A 17530-nucleotide genomic window follows, 5' to 3' on the forward strand; every position below is an offset into this window, starting at 1 on the left:
ACATATTCGCTGACTGACTTGCCCATAAATCAAGGGTTATGTCATGGTGAAAGCCGGAAATGTATCGTTGAATGTACAGTCTGATGTATCGCTCAAATATCGAATAGCGTCGGAATCAAAGCAAGGCAGTCAACGTCCCGCTAACGCGCTTGGGCGCTATCTCATAAGGAACGGCAACACGATTCTGTTCCAGATGCGCGCACCGAAAAACGCCATCCACCCGAACGGTTATATTGTCAGGATCAGCCTTGGCGCGCTATCACTGCGGGAAGCCCGCGAAATAGCCGATGAGCTTGCATCCCTTATGCGCTCTATCAGTCGGGCATTGGGGCGCAAAATGTCAGACCAGAATCATAGAGACGAAAATGATACAGGTGTTGATCTTCTGGAGATCGACAGCCACTTCTATAATTTTGTCCTGAAATCCGCTCTTTATCAGATACGTGGTCCCGGTCGCGCGCCCACCGAGGATGAGAAAAAAGGCCATGAACTCATTCGCAATCTGCTTTCCATCAATCGTGAGGTGGAAGCAAAGGAGCGTAGAGAGCCGCATAACAGCCTGATTGCCGACAACGCGCATATGCTGGCTGCGTCATTCGGGCAGAAATGGCTAGACGACACCAAAGCATCGCAGTCCGAAGAGCAATCGCAGACGAACGAATTGAATCACGGCGAGGATGCGGGAACTGTTCCCTCGTTATCGATACAGGAAGCGACCGTTCCGACGTCCGCGTTGCAACCGTCTCCCGCCCTCAACCATTCATCCAAAAAATCGAAGCAAGCTTCCGTCCCTGCGTTCAAGCAGGACAGACGCTACAGCGAGCGCTCGCAATCCAGCAAACCATTGTTCAGCGAGATAGCAGCCGAATATCTCGCGCTACGGGAAAGCGCATCCTCATCGGCAAACAAGGACGTCAAGATTGCGCGCTTCCGTATCGACCTGTTCATTGAATTGATCGGCGACCACCCCGTCGATACTTATACGGGCACCGATTTGCAGGCATTCATCGACCTCCTGAAACACTGGCCAGCCGAAGAAAAGGAACGTGACGCCAGCAAAACCGCGCGGGAAATCATTGAAAACAATCAGGACCTTCATCTGCGGCCACTAGCACGAAAAACCCTCTCTGAAGGCTATATGGCGATCATCAAAACGGTGATCAACTCCGGCCAAACACAGTACGATTATGCAACACCGATAGCGCGCGCCAAGCTCATCTACCCTGATACTGCCCGTCCATCAGTCGCAGCCGAACCATTGAGCGGGCAGAAAGTGGAGTTGCTGCTGCGTACCGGTGTTGAAACAGGCTATCTCGACAATGCCATGCTGCCGTTGCTTGGCTTTCTGACCGGTCGCCGCCTCGGCCTTCTCGTTCACCTCAAAGGATCGGACATACGGGAAAAGTACCCAGATGTCTGGGTGGCCCAGACCAATGGCATTATTCAGTTGAACGGTAAATGGCAGCGCAATCCGATCAAGACCGAGGCCAGCACTAGCTTCTTCGTGCTGCACAACTTTCTAAAAGAAATTGGCTTCGTCGATTGGGCTGTAAAAAAGGGAGAAGAATTCCTGTTTTCCGAATTGATGCGACTGGATAATCCGAGCAAGTCGGCATCCTCATACATGGGGCGGCTCTTCAAAAAGGCGGGAATCAAGGATACCCGCAACGAGGTCTTCCACTCGCTACGTGGGGGATATATTTCGGAAAGTGCCGAACAGCAGATTGACCGCCGTGAACGAAAGTTACAGGTCGGCCATCAGCTTGGAGAAGACGAGCACGATAAATACGGCTTCAGGGCGCTCACAGACAAGCAGGCTCGCCGCATCGCCTCGCTGTCCTTTGCAAGCGACATTGATCTGTCGATGTATCAGGGGCTTGATTTCGAGAAAATGGCCAGAAAGAAGCGCAGAAGGCTGACGGTCTGAAACCCGGTCGTTGCGCGTTCTATTAGTTGCGCTTCGGCATATGAAGGGGGCCGCATCAAGCGACGTCAAGGCAATGGGTTGATACGGCAGCGGACGGCATAGACTCGTTTCAGGTCATGCGTGGGCATGGCCGTGGCCGAAGGCCGAAACAGTCGTCCGCAGCTGTGTCACCGCAGGCCAAGGTTCCATGTCTTATTTTTTGTGACGTAATGAAAACCCGCCTTCACCGAGATGTGCAGCTCGGTGAAGGCGTTGGTTGGAGTATGTCAGAAAAATCGACATGGAAAGGCCAAGGTTACCCATGCCGCTTCACATTAGTTTCGGGCGTCTGCTCTGGCTTTATCCGCCTTGGCCGCCCCACGTGCTTGCCTCGGAGCTTTGCCGCTGCCATTCCGGCCCGAGTACGCTCACTTATTAGCGACCTCTCAAATTCAGCCAAAGCCGCGATCATATGGAACAGTAGTTTGCCGCCCGATGAACTTGTGTCGATACTTTCGGTCAGCGATCTGAACTCGACGCCCTGCTTTCCCAGACTGCTCACGTGCTCGACTAGATTGACGAGCGAACGCCCCAGCCGATCCAAGCGCCAGACAATGAGTGTGTCGCCTGCTTGAAGCATATCCATGGCTTGCCGCAAACCAGGTCGCTCGACCGTCGCGCCCGATATTCCATGGTCGGTGAAAATGAAGTCACAGCCCGCGTTTTTCAGGGCATCCAATTGTAGGTCCATGCGTTGCACGTCAGTAGAAACGCGAGCATAGCCGATTTTTAAGGGGTTAACTCGTAAGTCTCCCTGTTTTTCCTTGGATGTATTCTTTCTTTTCACTGCGTCATTCCTGCGCCTTTCTTTCAGTATTCGCTTGAATCTCATAGATTTCCAGTCCCAAAAATTGTTGTGAAAGGCAAGCCTTTTGAATTGCAAGAGTCGTCAACGGATTTGCGATGATTTTTTCTTTTATTCTGGTGATTTCGGCGCTTTCGCGGGCCGTTCATGAAGTTATTCATATTCGCCAATATTTGAATCAATTGTCCTGATAAGGCTTCCCTTTATCATTTTCTCCAATGCGGGCATCAGCGTTCAGGCCTTCAGGCTGTTGAACAGATCGGTGAATTCATGAAGGGAATGGGGCTAGATGATTAAACTTTTCAAAGAAATAAATACGCCATTGAAAATACGGTGGTGATGAGATGAATTACATAAAAGCCTTTTCTAACTTGTTCTGGCGCTTTGTTTTCATCTTGGGATGGAACGCAATACCATATTATGTGTATGCGACGAGTAGCAACAGAAGCAGCCTTGGTAACTTGCCGTTTGGAATGATGGCTTTTGCTGGGATGATAATGGCTGCGGTTCTCGCAGGAAGAACAATTTCGGATTTTGTCGTGGCAACGTTCGCGACGAAGACCGAATAATATGCGTGGTCTGCTTCTGAAGGCTCTGACCGTGGCATCGATTGCGACGCCACACGCAACTGCCGTTGCCGCTGGCGATCCTTATGTTGGCGAATATCTCGGGAACTGCGAGCGCGCTCAGTGTTTCATCGAGATCACGAAGAAGAAGGGCAAAAATTATCATCTCCGTTTCACTGCCGCTGACCCGATGGACGCGAGGAAAATTCTCTGCAATGCTGACATTCCGATGAAACGGGGACGGCTCGACTTCACGGCCAATGAGCAATACGACGACGCTCTATCCGGCGAATACAAGTCTGATCCACTTGTATGGCTGTTGGCCTTCGATGACGGCAGCATACATTTCTACGTCGAGAACGCACCTTGCGGACGCTTCAACATGGCAGGCGAATATGTTGCATTCGGAGACGAATGAAAGAAAAAAGCGGCTCACTGAAACAGTAGCCGCTTGCAGCATCTTGAGGAGGGGGTGGAGAGACGCCGCCCTTTAATATTTCGATCAATTTCCTGTCGGCGCAACACATTATTTCTGTCGGCCAAAAACACAATATTTGACAGCTTCGTTAGCTGAAGGACAAAATAAAACCACTGCGGTCAACGGGTCGGAAGCCCTGCGCAGTGGTTTAAAGGAACTTCATTATGATGCTGAACGGCCAAACGAATGTAAAGACCCTCGATAGCCGCGAATGAATGCGCAGCTGGATATCACCTTATCCAGCAAACAAACATACTTTACCCCTCAAGCCCAAAATATTGACAAACCCGCATCTGGCCTCGCGAGTTCAGTTCCTGCTCGTTCGCTCGACGTCTCCAACGACAATGTTCTTGTGCGCACCCATGACGAGGTGCTGCACAACAATGCGCTCAACAGGCTTTCCGGCATTGACTTCATCGAACGCCTTCTGGCCGATGCCCAGCTTGCAAAGCAGTCCGAACGCATCGCCTATAAGCTGGAGAAATCCGGCTTCAATCCGTACCTGTCAGGCGAAAACACCATTTCCATGGTCGGCCTGATTTCCGGTGCCGTTTTCAGTCTGTCTAGATATCGCAACGTCAACATCATTCCTGAAGTCGCCCAGCGCAATCGGCAGCCATTGCTCCAGCAATTTGACCTATTCCTGAAAGAACATCCGAAAATCCGTCGTTATGCCCGTTACATGGTCGTAACGTCGGGCAAGCGGTTTCATCTCGACCAGTTTCCAGAACGCCTTGCGGCCTTTAACAGGCAACTGGGCCGCTACTTCGCAATCAGCACGAACGCCGAAATCGACGTGCTTCTATGCTCGATTGAATTCACGGTCGATGAAGATCAATCCATTAATCTACATGCCAATATCGTTTCCGCACCACGCAAGGCATTCGGCCCGCAAGGCTGGTCGAACTGGCTGGATACCACCCGAAGCCATTTCGACGATCAGATGCTGCACGATGCAGGACGCGTCAAGGACACCAAGGAAATCATCAAGTACGTCTGCAAATACAATGAGATTGCAGGCCTTGACGGCGTGAGCACCGCCTTCATTGCAGAAACCCTGCATAAGAAGCAGATGATCCGTCCTCTGGGACTTTTCCGCGATTGGCGCATGAAGCTCAAGGAAAGCGGTCAAAAAGTCCGTTTTGACAGCAAGGCCAAGTCGCTTGTCCGTTGTCAGGTCTCAAAGCGCAAGCCTGCACCGGGATCGGCGGAAGAGATTCAGGCCGACATTCTGGCGGACGCCGAAGAAGCCGAACGTCAGCAGCGTCGTGTCATGGCTGCGCGATATGAGCGCGGCAACGAGAAAGAAGAAATCGAAAATCAAATCCTCTGCAAAACGCTTCCCCAGTCGCGAGCCATGCTCTTGGCCGAGCCTTTCGTCGTGGTGAGCAATTTCAGCAGCTATCCGATGACTAGGAATGGCAGGGATGGTCTGGATGCCATCAATGGACGTCGCGCCTTCCATATGAAACTTCTTGCCGAACAAGGCGTGGAGTGTGAAGACCTGGACGACGTAGGCGTCCGGTCATCTAAACTTGACACTCTTACGATAATTCCCAGACAGTTCATTTCAGAATTTGTGCGCACCTCACATGAGCGACGTCAGAAGCTGTTCAAGCTGCTAGGCTTTATCAGACCGGAACCCGATTTGGACGTCATTCGTGACCGTGTAACGCAAATCCTGCAGGAACACGCTCCGAAGACGTTCCATGAATGGTCAATCGACGTCGCTGATTCCCATAAGCTGCTTGAGAAAGGCCGGGAACAGCAAGAGGCATGGGAACAGCGCCGTAAGGATGATCTTCTCCTGCTGGAAGAATGCGGCATTTATCGCGAGCGTTTCGAAGAACTCACGGACGATGATCTGGACGACCTGATCCCATATGATCTGCCTGTCTCAAAATTTATTGAACAAATGCGGAGTGATTACATATCTGGCGCGATGCAATGGAAATGTAACGGATAATTCCGTTACAAAGATGGCCCCTGCCGAGGCCCTCGGAGAGCCGATATCTATGAGCAGCCACAGGCGTGAAGCGAATAGATGTAGTCGGTCGCTATATCTTTCCCTTGTTTCATTCGCGCCGACGGGTGACGATTCTTGTCTAACCGTTATGACAGGAGTCTGGACCATGAATCTGCTTGAAATTCCAACTGAACAATTTCCGCTCAATCATGCCCGCTACAACCACCTCATGGATGAGCTACGCTCGGCTGCGCGTGGCTTTGAACGATTACAGCAGCGCGGGTGGACAAACGGTAAGGAATTGGATGCAAGGCTCATGCAAATCCGCGCCGATCTTCAATCGGTGTGGGAATTGGTTCAGGAAACCGAACGCCAGCTCGCCGCCAGTGTTGCACCAAAGCGATAACGAAAATGGGCTTCCAGTTCGCTCATATCGAAACTTACTCTCGCTCTGGTGGCCGCAGCGGAAAGCTCAACATAGCGGAAATTATTTCCGAAGCGCGGCGCTTACCGGAAGCCTCACTTCACGTTGAAAATCCTAAAGCCCCCGTGCCCGTCTACGGTAGCAGCTTCGATGAACTCATGCGCCGTCACGATACAATGATCGAGCAGGCTCAGGAATCGCTGGCGAATGGCAAGACGCGGGCCGTGCGCAAAGATACCTGCTCGCTGTTCACATGCGTGCTCTCACATCCAGCGACACCGGAAGAATGCCGAAGCGATCCCGACGTCAAAGCTTCCGTGGAAGCGTGGGCCAAGGATTCCGTGAAATGGTTGCGGCATGATCTGGAAGCGCGCGGTGGCACGTTGGAAACCGTCATCATGCACGTGGACGAGGCGCATGTGCATCTGCACGCGTACGGCCTGCACTCCTCTGGCCATGCGGACAGGCTGCACCCCGGTAAAGTAGCCAAGAAAGCAGCGGTGGAAGCTGCAATTGAAAACGGTCAGGAAAAGAAGGCTGCCAATGCCATCGGTGACAAAGCTTATGTCGAAGCAATGCGCACCTGGCAGGATTCATATTCAATGAATGTCGGCCTGGTGCATGGCCTGACCCGTCTTGGTCCAGCGCGACGTCGCCTTTCGCGCGCCGAATGGAACGCAGAAAAGGCTGTGGCTAAAAGCGTGCAGCAAGCGAACGCGGTGGTAGCTGCGGCGATGGATGCCGCGAATGCAGCCGACAACAATCGTAAGCAGTACGAAAAGGCTGCGCAAAAGACTGTCGCCGACGCCCAACAACAGGCAAGAACCATTATTCGGGATGCGCAATGCAAATCCGATAAGCTTGTCGCAAGTGTCGACGCCGAAGTGCGAAAGGTCCGATCTATTGCCAGCAGGCTGCGGAGCTTTTGGGACGCGCTGCGCGTATCCGCACTTCACAAGGCTCTTTGGAAAGAAGTGCAGCCCCTCATTGACCGGGAACGCGAACGCGCAGCACACATCCAGAGCAACTTGCAGAATGAAACCCGCCGCCGCATGGCTGCGGAAACAAAGCTTTCCAATACCAGCCAGTCAATGCAGGTCGTGATCAGCGAACGCGATCAATTGCGGCGTCAAAGGGATCGGCTACTCAATCCTGACGGGGAGCGCTTTGAGCCAAATGGCCCGAAAATTCGATGACCTGAACATCATGCGACATTAATCTTCGCGTTCTTTGCCCTGTTTCTGTGCGTTAGAATGTTGACGGTTTGCAAAAACCGCCCTGAAACGCGCCGCCGGTGGCTTTTTCTCCCATAATTCTTCCGAAGCTAAAAAATCGGGAGCCCGTCATGGAAAAGAGAAAACGAAGTCAAAAGAGCTGCGCGGAAATTGCTCTGGTACGGGCACGTCAAGCACGACGTCAGAATAGGCATCCGGTTGTCGTCGGCTGGGTTTTCATTGCAGCGCTGCTATCAATTCGCACACCTGTCATGCTGCCAGCGACACCGTACCCGTCCGAGGCCGAAAATGACTGGCCGATTTCGGATTATGAGCGCGGTTACTCCACCTCGCCGAAGCCTCGCCGCGAGCGTTATAACACGCAGCCATCAATGAAACGCTTGATGCGCGATCTCCGTCGCCCTGCCGCACGCGAGGATGCGATGCAATTTCTGCTCGCACGCATTGATAACGTCGGCCTTCGCGGCTGGGTCATCAAACAAATCCGAGAAGATCAGATTAATCGGCTTTCAATTCACGTTCACCCCGGCTTACCTGATACTGCGATAATCGCTTCATGGCAGGCCGAACTCAATGCCGAAAATACAACTGACAGTGAAACCATAAACGATGGCTTACAAACGCAGCAGTCGCCAACACTTTAGGACGTGCTGAATGTCTGCGATGGAGGGGAAAGTGGTCTGAGAGGTTTCGGGCAAACAAGCTGAGAAAGCTGCCATTGTTCTGACCAATATGCTTCGACGGAAGTTACGAGCGTGTGATTTTGAACGTCATCCACCCGATGCGGTGGCATTGCTAATCCATTTCTAGCAAACGAAACAAAATTCATCGCCCCTTCATCTTGGTTGCCGGGCAGGCAGCCACATCCACGAGTTACCTCTTTTAGCGAATTGTAGCCGCTCTGCCCTGCACCCAACGCGAAAATTGCATTTAACCATCATTTTGACGCAGTCCTTTTTGCCGCACACGAAATGATGTTGCTGAAGTATCAGTACCCAGCCATACTTCCTAGATGCAAGAGATTCCAGACAACGTATTTGCCACGCAACAGATGCTAAACGATTTAGTGAGATCGCAAGCAGAGGACCTCGGGGCTATTTTTCAACCTTACGACGTAAAGGCCAGCGTTGCCGCCGCAGGCGGGTTGCTTACGGTTCCAGAGCTTCAGGCGAACACGGTTAGGCTTGAGGCTATTGCGCATTTGATTATCGCTAACTCTTCAGGAAAGAAAAAACCGAACAAGCAGGACGCCGCTCGTTGGTTTAAGCAGGTGGGACAAACTTTCGCGCGCATGGAAGATGCGGCTGAAGATGTGTTCGTCGGCCGCGTGTATATGGATGGACGCAATTACCGCGTGCTTGAAGGGTTGGCAGAGGCAAATTGCCATCATCTGCAGCACATGCTCACAGCTGTCGAGAACATGCCCGGCCATGGCATCTATGCTGCGCTCAAACGGTCTTGCCGCGCAATGCTTACTCTATCCGACCTAGTTTGCGCTCGCTCTGGATTGGAGGCCTTTTGCTGCGGTAGTGAATATGGTCTCAATGCACTACCGATAAGCGGCCTTCCAACACTCAAAACGCTAGCCGCGCGCGTTATCTTTTCAGAGGATGATCTAGCGCTTGCTGGCGTTAGTCGCGAGGCGCTCGTTAGGTTTTGCTTGCCACCGTCGCAGCGCAATGTCGATTTTGGTGGTTATGGCGATAGCTGGCTGGAGAGGCAGCCACTAGTCGATTTTCAGGATGAGCTCGTGGTGGCGATACCTTCGGCCATTGGAACGGCTATACGACGGGCAGTGATTGAAACCTGTCACGACGCCGGGGCAAAGTTCGGCCTATGGACTGCCCTGCTAATCGCCCAGACAGAAGAGCTTTCTTTGAACCCCGCTATTTCGAGTCTGGGTATTCCTCCCACCGAAATGAAACGGGATTCCCACGTTGTTCCCTCCGAGCCCGTGGAGTTTCAGCCCGGCTTGTGGTTCCATCTCGTCCTGCTGACCGATGATTTCACCGGATTTCATGAGACAGGCTTTAGTCGACCCGGACCATCCAGCGAAAAGACGTACGCTGAGCTACAACAGGCGATAAATAACGCCGCCGCTGGCACCAAAGCCCGACCCGGTTTCAAACTCGGATTCTCGTTGATTGTCCTTTGCGGGTTTGGCAGGGGACAATTGGTCGAGTTTACCCGTCCGGCTCATTGGCTAGTAGAAGGCATCAGCAGCTACGACCTCGATGTGTTGGGGTGGCGGCACGACTTCAATATCGCCGAGTTGCTCAAATTCCTCCTCGCTGAAGGCAACGCTGGGCGTATGGGCTTTCCGTTGATGGCGATCAACGGGCTGCTAGCGCGTATCGGTTTTGCATACGGCAACAATGGCCATGTGGTGCCCCATGAGGCCATGCCGGACGGCACCGAACGTGCCACGTTCATGGTGCCTACCAACGCACATCTTCGGCTCAGGGCCGAACATCATGCCCGTTTCGACAAGCACGCTGTACGCGATGCGGCAGGCAAGGGGGTTGTTGTCCGCTGTAAGGATGGTGGCAAGCGTTCACCACAGAATATGCAGCGAGTTTATGTTTCGCATCTTGATGCCCGAGAACTGCGGTTTCGCGGGGTGTGGAGGTCGGGCAGCCGAACATGGTGGCTCGAAACCGTACCGGTTAATGAAGGCTCGTACCTCTACCCTATTTTTGAAATGCAAATGGTATGGATGGAGCGCCTTGCACCCATATTGTTGCAGCACATCCCGAGCCTTCCGGATGTTTTGACATGGAAGCTCGTGAGCCCTGCAGCTCCCGTTATGAGATCACGAGAGATCAGCTCTCCGCCACTGGACGAGTTAAAGCGGGCAATCCACGCATCATGCGATCAGGGCGGTTGCGTCGTCACCACTGAGATCGGTTTGCCGTTTTTCCGAGGATTGTCCCATCCCAGTAATGTCGCGGAAGTTACGTTAATAGAAGCCTTTCTTGAGCAGGTTGTTAAGTTCGCAGATTGTATTGAGGTCGATCTTGCCGCGCTATTACGTGAAATTGTTCCCTCGCCTGAAGCGCGGCAACTTCATGCTTTCGCACCGCAGGACTTTCGCGATCACGTTCGTGATTCTGTCCCGCCGAAGGTTGTACAGATAAGTAGTTTCGACGATGCTGCGATTCGCTTAGGAATGGGCTGGCACGGGCTTCCTCGTCCAGGTGGCACGGTCACAGGACGCGACGAATGTACGAGGGTGCTCAATGCTATCACCACTGCTGTCGAGGAAATGTTCTGTACTCACCTGAGGCAATTCGAGAGATCCGCCCTGATTCGGCGTGTGGTGGAAAACCACGAGGCTTCCATTATTGATAAGTCCAAATGGGAACGAACCTCAGGTGCCATTCTTAATCTCTCCGCCAATCCGCAGGAATCACGCGAGGAAATCTCCACGAGAATTCAGGAAGCTAACGCCACTGGCTTAGCCAGCCGCATCATTTTAGAGGCAGCACTCTGCGAATCCCCGTTGGGTGTAGGTTTCGAGGTCGCAGATTTCGACCTCTCCAACCTCATGGCACTGGCGATGATGATTCATCATTTAGGTGGCTACTCCGACGCTATCCGTTATGAAGGAATGCGTCCCGAAATGCGCATCTCTCCGGCAGGCGAAGTGCAGGTGGATGTGTCGTTTTTCGACGCCATCGTGAACCCGGTGGGTCAGTCCTTTATTAACGGGCAAATAGATCGAAGCCGCCGCGACTATTCGGACTTGCTGCACGAACCCGAACCACTCACTCAAGAACAAGCGGCTAATCAAACGGATCCCCGCTTCGCTGCGGCCTGGGAAGCCGAAATGGGTATTTCGCTCCAAGATTTTCGCACAGCGCTGGAGGCACTGGAAAATCGGTTAGTCGAAAGCAAACAAGCATGGGAGACATTGCCTAAGCCAGTACTGCTTCAGTATCTCGGCAAATACGTCGATTGCGCAGACCGGTTCATTAGCTCACTCGAGCTTGTGCCACGCGACGGGTGGAAGAGAGTCTTACTACCCTACGTGGATCAGGATCGGCAGCCATGGCGGTTCAGGCGTCGTTTGTCCGTTGCACGACGTCCTATTCTACAGCTCGAACCGTACCCTGAATCGGATGTCATTATCGCTCCCGGTATGATCCGTGATGCCTTTCGCGCTCAGCTTCATAATTTCTACTACGGTCACTATGACCTTAGTTCCATTGCATCAAAAGAAATGCGACGTTGGAGGGAACACATAGTCGCAAAGGAAGCGGCAAATTTTGAAGACAGAGTCGTCACGCGTTTACAGGAACTCGGATGGCAGGCAAGAAGAAGCATAAAGTTCCCACATATTCTTGGCCGCAAACTATCCGAAGATCCCGGCGACATAGATGTGCTTGCATGGCATTCTGACGGGCGGGTCATGCTCCTCGAATGCAAGGATCTTCAGTTCGCCAAGACTTCAAGTGAGATTGCTAAACAACTCTACAAGTTTCGAGGAGAAACGGATGAGAAAGGACGCCCGGACCTCCTCGGTAAGCATCTCAAACGGATTAAACTCGCACAGGAGAATGCCGCAGCATTTCAGTCTTTCCTCCAACTGTCTGAGGTGAGAGTAGATGGCGCTCTAGTCTTCGCAAACACTGTCCCTATGACCTTTGCAGCTGAGCGGATAAGGCATAAAGTGACGCTCTTGATCTTTGATCAGCTGGCATTTGCTTTTGGATGCCGAGCCTAAACTTAGCTCATGTCGCTGTTCGATAACTTTCGACACGTAAGCCCAGAGCATCTGGATGTCTCCACTATCGAACCTTTGTCTGATGTGGCAGTTGCACGCCTAAAACCTGCTGTTCCAGTCCTGGCCCGTCTCACGCCGACAATTTGGCGTGAGAGGGGTTTGTTTAGGGTAAATGCGGAGACGATAAGAAGCTCTTTACACCCACTCAATAAGTAGGTGATGGCGTCCATTGTCAAAAAGTATCGTAAAATGTATCGTTCGGGGCGTCGAAACGGGCAATGTTATCAATGTGTTGCGAAAAGTGCTTTTGAATCAGTGAATTGGGAAAGAGTCCCACCCTCTCCGCCATTTGTTTCCTAGCAAAATCCATCTCCTACCCGAGCTGCGACACTTCTATGTGCAGGCTGAACCATGCTAGAAGGCAGCATGAGTGAGTTGTCATCCGTAGCCCCTATTTATAATCCGCCGCTGGAGCCATATGTCTCCATTATTCATCGCGATGCGGATCTTCTGGTATTGGACAAGCCAAGCGGGCTTTTGTCCGTTCCCGGTCGTCACCCAGCCCTTTCCGATAGCCTTGCCACGCGGGTGCAAAAGCAGTTTCCGCAGGCGCTGATGATCAACCGGCTGGACAAGGACACATCCGGTCTTGTCCTGATGTCGTTGAACCGGAAAGCCCATGCTCATGTCGCTGCGCAGTTCGAGGCTCGCACCACAGAGAAATCCTACATCGCCGAAGTCTGGGGCCGTATGGATAGTGATGAAGGCTTTATCGATCTGCCGCTGGCTATCGATCCCGACAACAAGCCGCGCCATCGCGTGGACCATGCGCACGGCAAACTGGCACATACGCGTTGGCAAGTTCTGAGCCATGGTGAAAACAGCACGCGTTTGCGCCTCTCTCCTCTGACTGGCCGCACCCATCAGCTGCGCGTCCACATGCTGGCGATAGGACATGTCATTCTCGGTGACGAATTCTATGCGGAAGGCGCAGCACTGGCAGCAGCAGACCGCTTGCTTCTACACGCCGAAAAGCTAGCCTTTCACCATCTCGATGGGCGTGACGTGACATTCACCGCGCCCTGCCCGTTCTAACCCGGCCCTGAGATCACAGATGTCGCAGAAACTAGATACATCGGAGCTGGTTGTCGATTTCGTTGGCGGTGCTGTCGGTCACCGGTTTCGCTCCGGCGAAGGACGCGGACAAGCGCTTGCCAAAGCGGTTGGCCTCACGCGCGGAGTCACGCCGGAGATTGTCGATGCGACGGCCGGTCTGGGCCGTGACGCCTTTTTGCTCGCATCGCTCGGCGCTCGCGTCACCTTGATTGAACGTTCCGAGAAAATGCATGCATTGCTGGCCGATGGTCTGGCGCGCGCCGCTGCGGAAGGCGGCCAATATGCCGAAACCGTTGCGCGTATGACATTGCTGCATGGCGATTCCTGCAAACTGCTGCCGGACTTGAAGCCGCAGGTAATTCTGGTTGACCCCATGCATCCGCCACGCGGCAACACGGCCCTCGTCAAAAAGGAAATGCGGCAGATCCGCGAGATCGTCGGTACAGACCCGGATGCGGAAAAGCTGATGCAGGTGGCGCTGGAAGCTGCACTCAATCGCGTGGTGTTGAAATGGCCGTTGCGCGCCGAGCCAATGGCAGGCCTGCGTAAACCATCACATCAAATTCTTGGCAAAAGCACCCGCTATGACGTATTCGTCAAAGCCAAGATTGCATAAAACGCTTTTTGAAGACCTTCAAAGTTAGACAGCGCGTTGCAAGCCAAACGCGCAAAAAATATAGAAATTTTGGTAATTCGGTTTAATTTGAAAACGCTGCATTTCGCAAAACGTAATTCATAATATTACTGAGGGCGTATGAAGACACAGATGGATCTGACGACGGCGCCAATCAATCAAGCGCTGCTGCTCTTCGCCTTACCGACGCTCGGATCGTCGATCCTGCAATCGGCAAATGGTTCCATAGACACGATCTGGATCGGCCATTTGCTCGGAACGAATGCGCTGGCCGCTACGACCAACGGCAATCTTGTCATGTTCCTGCTGACTGCCTTTGTCTTCGGCTTCGGCATGGCATCGACCATTCTGATCGGACAGTCTTTCGGACGCCGCGAAATCGAAACTGCGCGCGCTATTACAGGCACGACGCTGGGAGCTTTCGTGCCGATCAGCATTCTTGTTTCCATTGCAGGCTGGTTTCTGGCACCACATGTCCTGACTTTGCTTGGTACGCCGGAGACAATCGAGCCTCTGGCTCGCGCCTTCCTGCAAGTTACTTTCATCGCCATGCCTGCCATCCTTATGCAGACCATCCTGATGATGGCCCTGCGCGGCAGTGGAGATTCGATCACCCCGCTGATTTTCATGGGACTGGCAGTTATCCTGGATATTGCCTTCAACCCCCTGCTCATCCTCGGGATCGGCCCTATTCCTCCACTGGGCATATCTGGTTCAGCACTTGCTACTGCGGTCGCGAACTATATCAGCCTCGCCGCCATGCTGTTTTACATCTACCAAAAGGACCTTCCCTTACGCTTGAAGGGTCAGGAACTCCGGTTTCTGATACCGGACCTCAAAGTGCTGAAGCTCATCTTCAGCAAGGGTCTGCCGATGGGAATCCAGATGATCGTGGTTTCGAGCGCGATGCTGACCATGATGCGGCTCGTCAATCAGGAGGGCGTCGATACGACGGCGGCTTTTGGCGCGACACAGCAGTTGTGGACCTATGTGCAGATGCCCGCTATGGCGCTTGGCGCGGCGGTCAGTGCCATGGCAGCGCAGAACATCGGCGCCGGCAACTGGGACCGCGTCAGCAGCATCAACCGCATCGGTGTGCTCTATGCGATCCTGATGACCGGCATTCTTGTCGTTGTGCTGCTTATTGCCGACCGGCAAGCTATGGAAATATTTCTCGGCGCTGAAAGCCCGGCGATACCGATTGGCCAGCATATTGGCAAAATGGCGACCTGGGGTTTCATCGCCTTTGGCGTCTCAATGGTCCTGTTCGGAACAGTTCGCGCTAACGGACAGGTGATATGGCCTCTCATTATCCTTTTCGTATCAATGTATCCGGTTCGGCTGGGCGTTGCGCTCGGCTTGCGGGAATGGCTAGGCGTTGACGCGCTGTGGCTGAGTTTTCCGGTTGCCATGCTGTCCACCATGCTCATGGCTGGCGTTCTTTACCTCCGCGGCAACTGGCGCGAAAACAAATCAATGAATGTCGATAAATACGAGCGGGACAATGTTGTCGCTTCGACGTCTCAGACGGCGGAAGCTGCCCCATCCTGTAATGCACTCGCACCCAATGCGCCTGCTGTGATGGAGGGCAGTGCAACGGGCGCGCGGTGAAACAGGCGAAATCGCCCGCAATCCGAATATCCGCACGCGCCGGTTCGCTTCGTTGAAAACAATGCAAAATTACCAATGTAGACCTGTTGCAATCTGTCCGGCCTTGGTTCATATAGCGCGGGCCTGACAGAATCGGTTCTTTATAGAATCGACTGGCGCGAGCGGGTGTAGCTCAGGGGTAGAGCACAACCTTGCCAAGGTTGGGGTCGAGGGTTCGAATCCCTTCGCCCGCTCCAGTTTTCTGATCAGTACAGCTTTCAAAATCCCGGCTTCGTCCGGGATTTTTGCTTATCTGACTTCCAATCCGCTTCAAACTGCAGACAATGTCCTCAGTTGTTTCTCAGGAACTTAAACGGAACGCCGGAGATGAGCGCCTTCACATAGCGCGGCCTTTGATAATAGCCGTTCAGCGATACACGCGGCAATCTCATGAGGGACTGAAGGCTATTACAGTCCAGTACACCCGGCTGGGTCGTAACTCCGACAGCAAACCCCGCATCTGCAATCGCTGAGGTCTCACGCTTCCCGACCGCAGTCGGCCAGCCATACGGATAGGAAAACGAACGCGGCTTCTGCCCGACATAGCGTTCAATCGCGGCGGCGGACTGCTCGATCTCTTGATGCAACCGGTCTTCATCGACGCGGCGCAGATTGAGGTGATTCATTGTGTGCGCACCAAAATGAACCAAAGGGTCTTGCGCCAATTGGCGTAATTCCGCCTTATCCATCACCAGCTTTTCAATAATAGCAATCGGTGAAACGCCGTGCACCTGCGCTGCCGCATCGATACGCGCTACAGCTTGGTCTTCGTCTATGGCCTTAACAAAGGCGGTGAACCGATCGAAGGCTGATAGCTTTTCGTGCAACGTCTCGCAGCGAATGTGCTCACTTCCATTGCCGAAATCGAATTCAAAGCTTGAGGCTTTCCGCGCCAAGGCTTCCACTGTTTCCCACCAGGCGCTCCGCTTGCGCTCCACAAACCCCGGATTGACGAAGATTGTATAAGGGACGGAAAACTTCCGGAATATAGGTGCGGCGAACTCGGCGTTATTGCGATAACCGTCATCGAGGGTGAAAGCAACGAAGTTGCGTCTGTCTGCCTTGTCTGCAAGCAGGCGCGGCAAATCATGCAAATGAACTGGAGTGAGCCCTTCGTTGATCGCGACGCTGATAGCTTCTTCCAGAAACTCTGGCGTAACCGACAGATGTGCATTGGGTGAGAAGCGCTCCGCATGTGCAGGGCGAACATGATGCAGGGTAAAGATTACACCTCGCCCCGAAGCACCCGAGAATAGCGAGCGTACAAAGGGAACAGCCGCCAGCTCCAGCCCGGCTCTGATCAAGCCGTAGCGCAGAGAGGAGCATATCCCCTGAAACGATCGCATTGCACCCCGCGCTATTCAAGCGCGTCCCTTATTAAGTAAAAATCAAAAATGTCATTACACTATGGTTCGTCAACAAGTCATTGATGAATGTTGATATGTACTAGTTCTTCCTAATTCGATGGCTTTATAGAACTACGGTACCAATAGCATCCGAGCCATAAGGCGACCAACGCCGCCGCACGAATGATTGTATCATCCGCTGCATTGTCTTGTCATCGGCCGCACTCACCCAGTTCGCAAAAGCCCAGTTCCATATGCGGAGTTTTCCCTTATGGACATTCTGTTTGGCGTGAGGCTGGTGTCTGACCACAGGGTGGGGCCTCCTCTCTCATCGCCAACAGTAAACGCCACCAGCCCCGGTTTTCATGCGCTGTGGCTTTTCTGTATTTGTTGTGTTCTGGCTTATTTCCAAGTCTGGGGATTGTTTTGCGTGAGGGACGCTGCGTTGAGCCCTCTGCGTCTTTTCGCGCTCTTTAAACGCCGAAAGCCCGCTTTGTTAGCGGGCTTTATGGAATGGTTGTGAGAAGATTTGGTTGCGGGGGCAGGATTTGAACCTGCGGCCTTCAGGTTATGAGCCTGACGAGCTACCGGGCTGCTCCACCCCGCGCCAGGGTGATT

12 protein-coding genes and 2 tRNA genes are annotated in these 17530 nt (G+C 53.1%); 11 read left to right on the top strand and 3 right to left on the bottom strand.

Annotated elements, in window-relative coordinates; all coding sequences use genetic code 11:
* Positions 1-43: 43 nt before the first annotated feature.
* Positions 44-1927, top strand: a complete 1884-nt coding sequence (locus FHW00_RS24555; RefSeq protein ID WP_445558005.1) for a hypothetical protein — start codon at positions 44-46, stop codon at positions 1925-1927.
* 295 nt (positions 1928-2222) lie between these two features.
* On the opposite strand, the gene FHW00_RS15820 is transcribed toward FHW00_RS24555, so the two are convergent.
* Positions 2223-2753 carry a recombinase family protein gene (locus tag FHW00_RS15820; protein WP_445558006.1) on the bottom strand — a complete coding sequence of 177 codons (531 nt, stop codon included), beginning with the start codon at positions 2751-2753 and terminating at the stop codon, positions 2223-2225.
* A 588-nt stretch (positions 2754-3341) separates the two neighbouring features.
* On the opposite strand from FHW00_RS15820, the gene FHW00_RS15825 reads away from it, so the two are divergent.
* The 10 genes from FHW00_RS15825 (at position 3342) to FHW00_RS15870 (ending at position 15763) form a co-directional block, all read left to right on the top strand.
* Entirely contained in the window at positions 3342-3755 is a 414-nt protein-coding gene (locus tag FHW00_RS15825) for a hypothetical protein (RefSeq protein ID WP_078340920.1), read from the top strand.
* A gap of 586 nt (positions 3756-4341) precedes the next feature.
* A complete protein-coding gene (locus FHW00_RS15830) occupies positions 4342-5781 on the top strand; it encodes a hypothetical protein (RefSeq protein ID WP_139364442.1) in 1440 nt (479 codons plus the stop codon).
* Between the two features lie 166 nt (positions 5782-5947).
* Positions 5948-6187, top strand: a complete 240-nt coding sequence (locus FHW00_RS15835; protein WP_078340922.1) for a hypothetical protein — start codon at positions 5948-5950, stop codon at positions 6185-6187.
* Positions 6188-6588: 401 nt separating this feature from the next.
* Positions 6589-7401, top strand: coding sequence for a hypothetical protein (locus FHW00_RS15840; protein ID WP_182514666.1), 813 nt, complete (start codon positions 6589-6591; stop codon positions 7399-7401).
* 149 nt (positions 7402-7550) lie between these two features.
* Positions 7551-8084 (top strand): hypothetical protein, encoded by a 534-nt coding sequence (locus FHW00_RS15845; RefSeq protein ID WP_078340924.1) that lies wholly within the window; start codon positions 7551-7553, stop codon positions 8082-8084.
* A 368-nt stretch (positions 8085-8452) separates the two neighbouring features.
* Complete coding sequence (locus FHW00_RS15850) at positions 8453-12166, top strand: hypothetical protein (RefSeq protein ID WP_078340925.1); 3714 nt, start codon at positions 8453-8455, stop codon at positions 12164-12166.
* Between the two features lie 426 nt (positions 12167-12592).
* Complete coding sequence (locus FHW00_RS15855; protein ID WP_078340933.1) at positions 12593-13261, top strand: pseudouridine synthase; 669 nt, start codon at positions 12593-12595, stop codon at positions 13259-13261.
* A 19-nt stretch (positions 13262-13280) separates the two neighbouring features.
* The gene (locus FHW00_RS15860) at positions 13281-13898 is read left to right on the top strand and encodes a class I SAM-dependent methyltransferase (RefSeq protein ID WP_078340926.1); all 618 of its coding nucleotides are present in this window, start codon (positions 13281-13283) and stop codon (positions 13896-13898) included.
* Between the two features lie 138 nt (positions 13899-14036).
* Positions 14037-15527: an MATE family efflux transporter gene (locus FHW00_RS15865; RefSeq protein ID WP_078340927.1), complete on the top strand. Its 1491-nt coding sequence runs from the start codon at positions 14037-14039 to the stop codon at positions 15525-15527.
* A gap of 161 nt (positions 15528-15688) precedes the next feature.
* A tRNA-Gly gene (locus FHW00_RS15870) sits at positions 15689-15763 on the top strand.
* A 93-nt stretch (positions 15764-15856) separates the two neighbouring features.
* On the opposite strand, the gene FHW00_RS15875 is transcribed toward FHW00_RS15870, so the two are convergent.
* Positions 15857-16912, bottom strand: a complete 1056-nt coding sequence (locus FHW00_RS15875; protein WP_078340928.1) for a polysaccharide deacetylase family protein — start codon at positions 16910-16912, stop codon at positions 15857-15859.
* Between the two features lie 530 nt (positions 16913-17442).
* Positions 17443-17519 (bottom strand) — tRNA-Met (locus tag FHW00_RS15880).
* Positions 17520-17530 lie beyond the last annotated feature (11 nt).

The sequence above is a fragment of the Ochrobactrum sp. P6BSIII genome (genome assembly GCF_014138065.1).
In the GTDB taxonomy this organism is placed as follows: Bacteria; Pseudomonadota; Alphaproteobacteria; order Rhizobiales; family Rhizobiaceae; genus Brucella.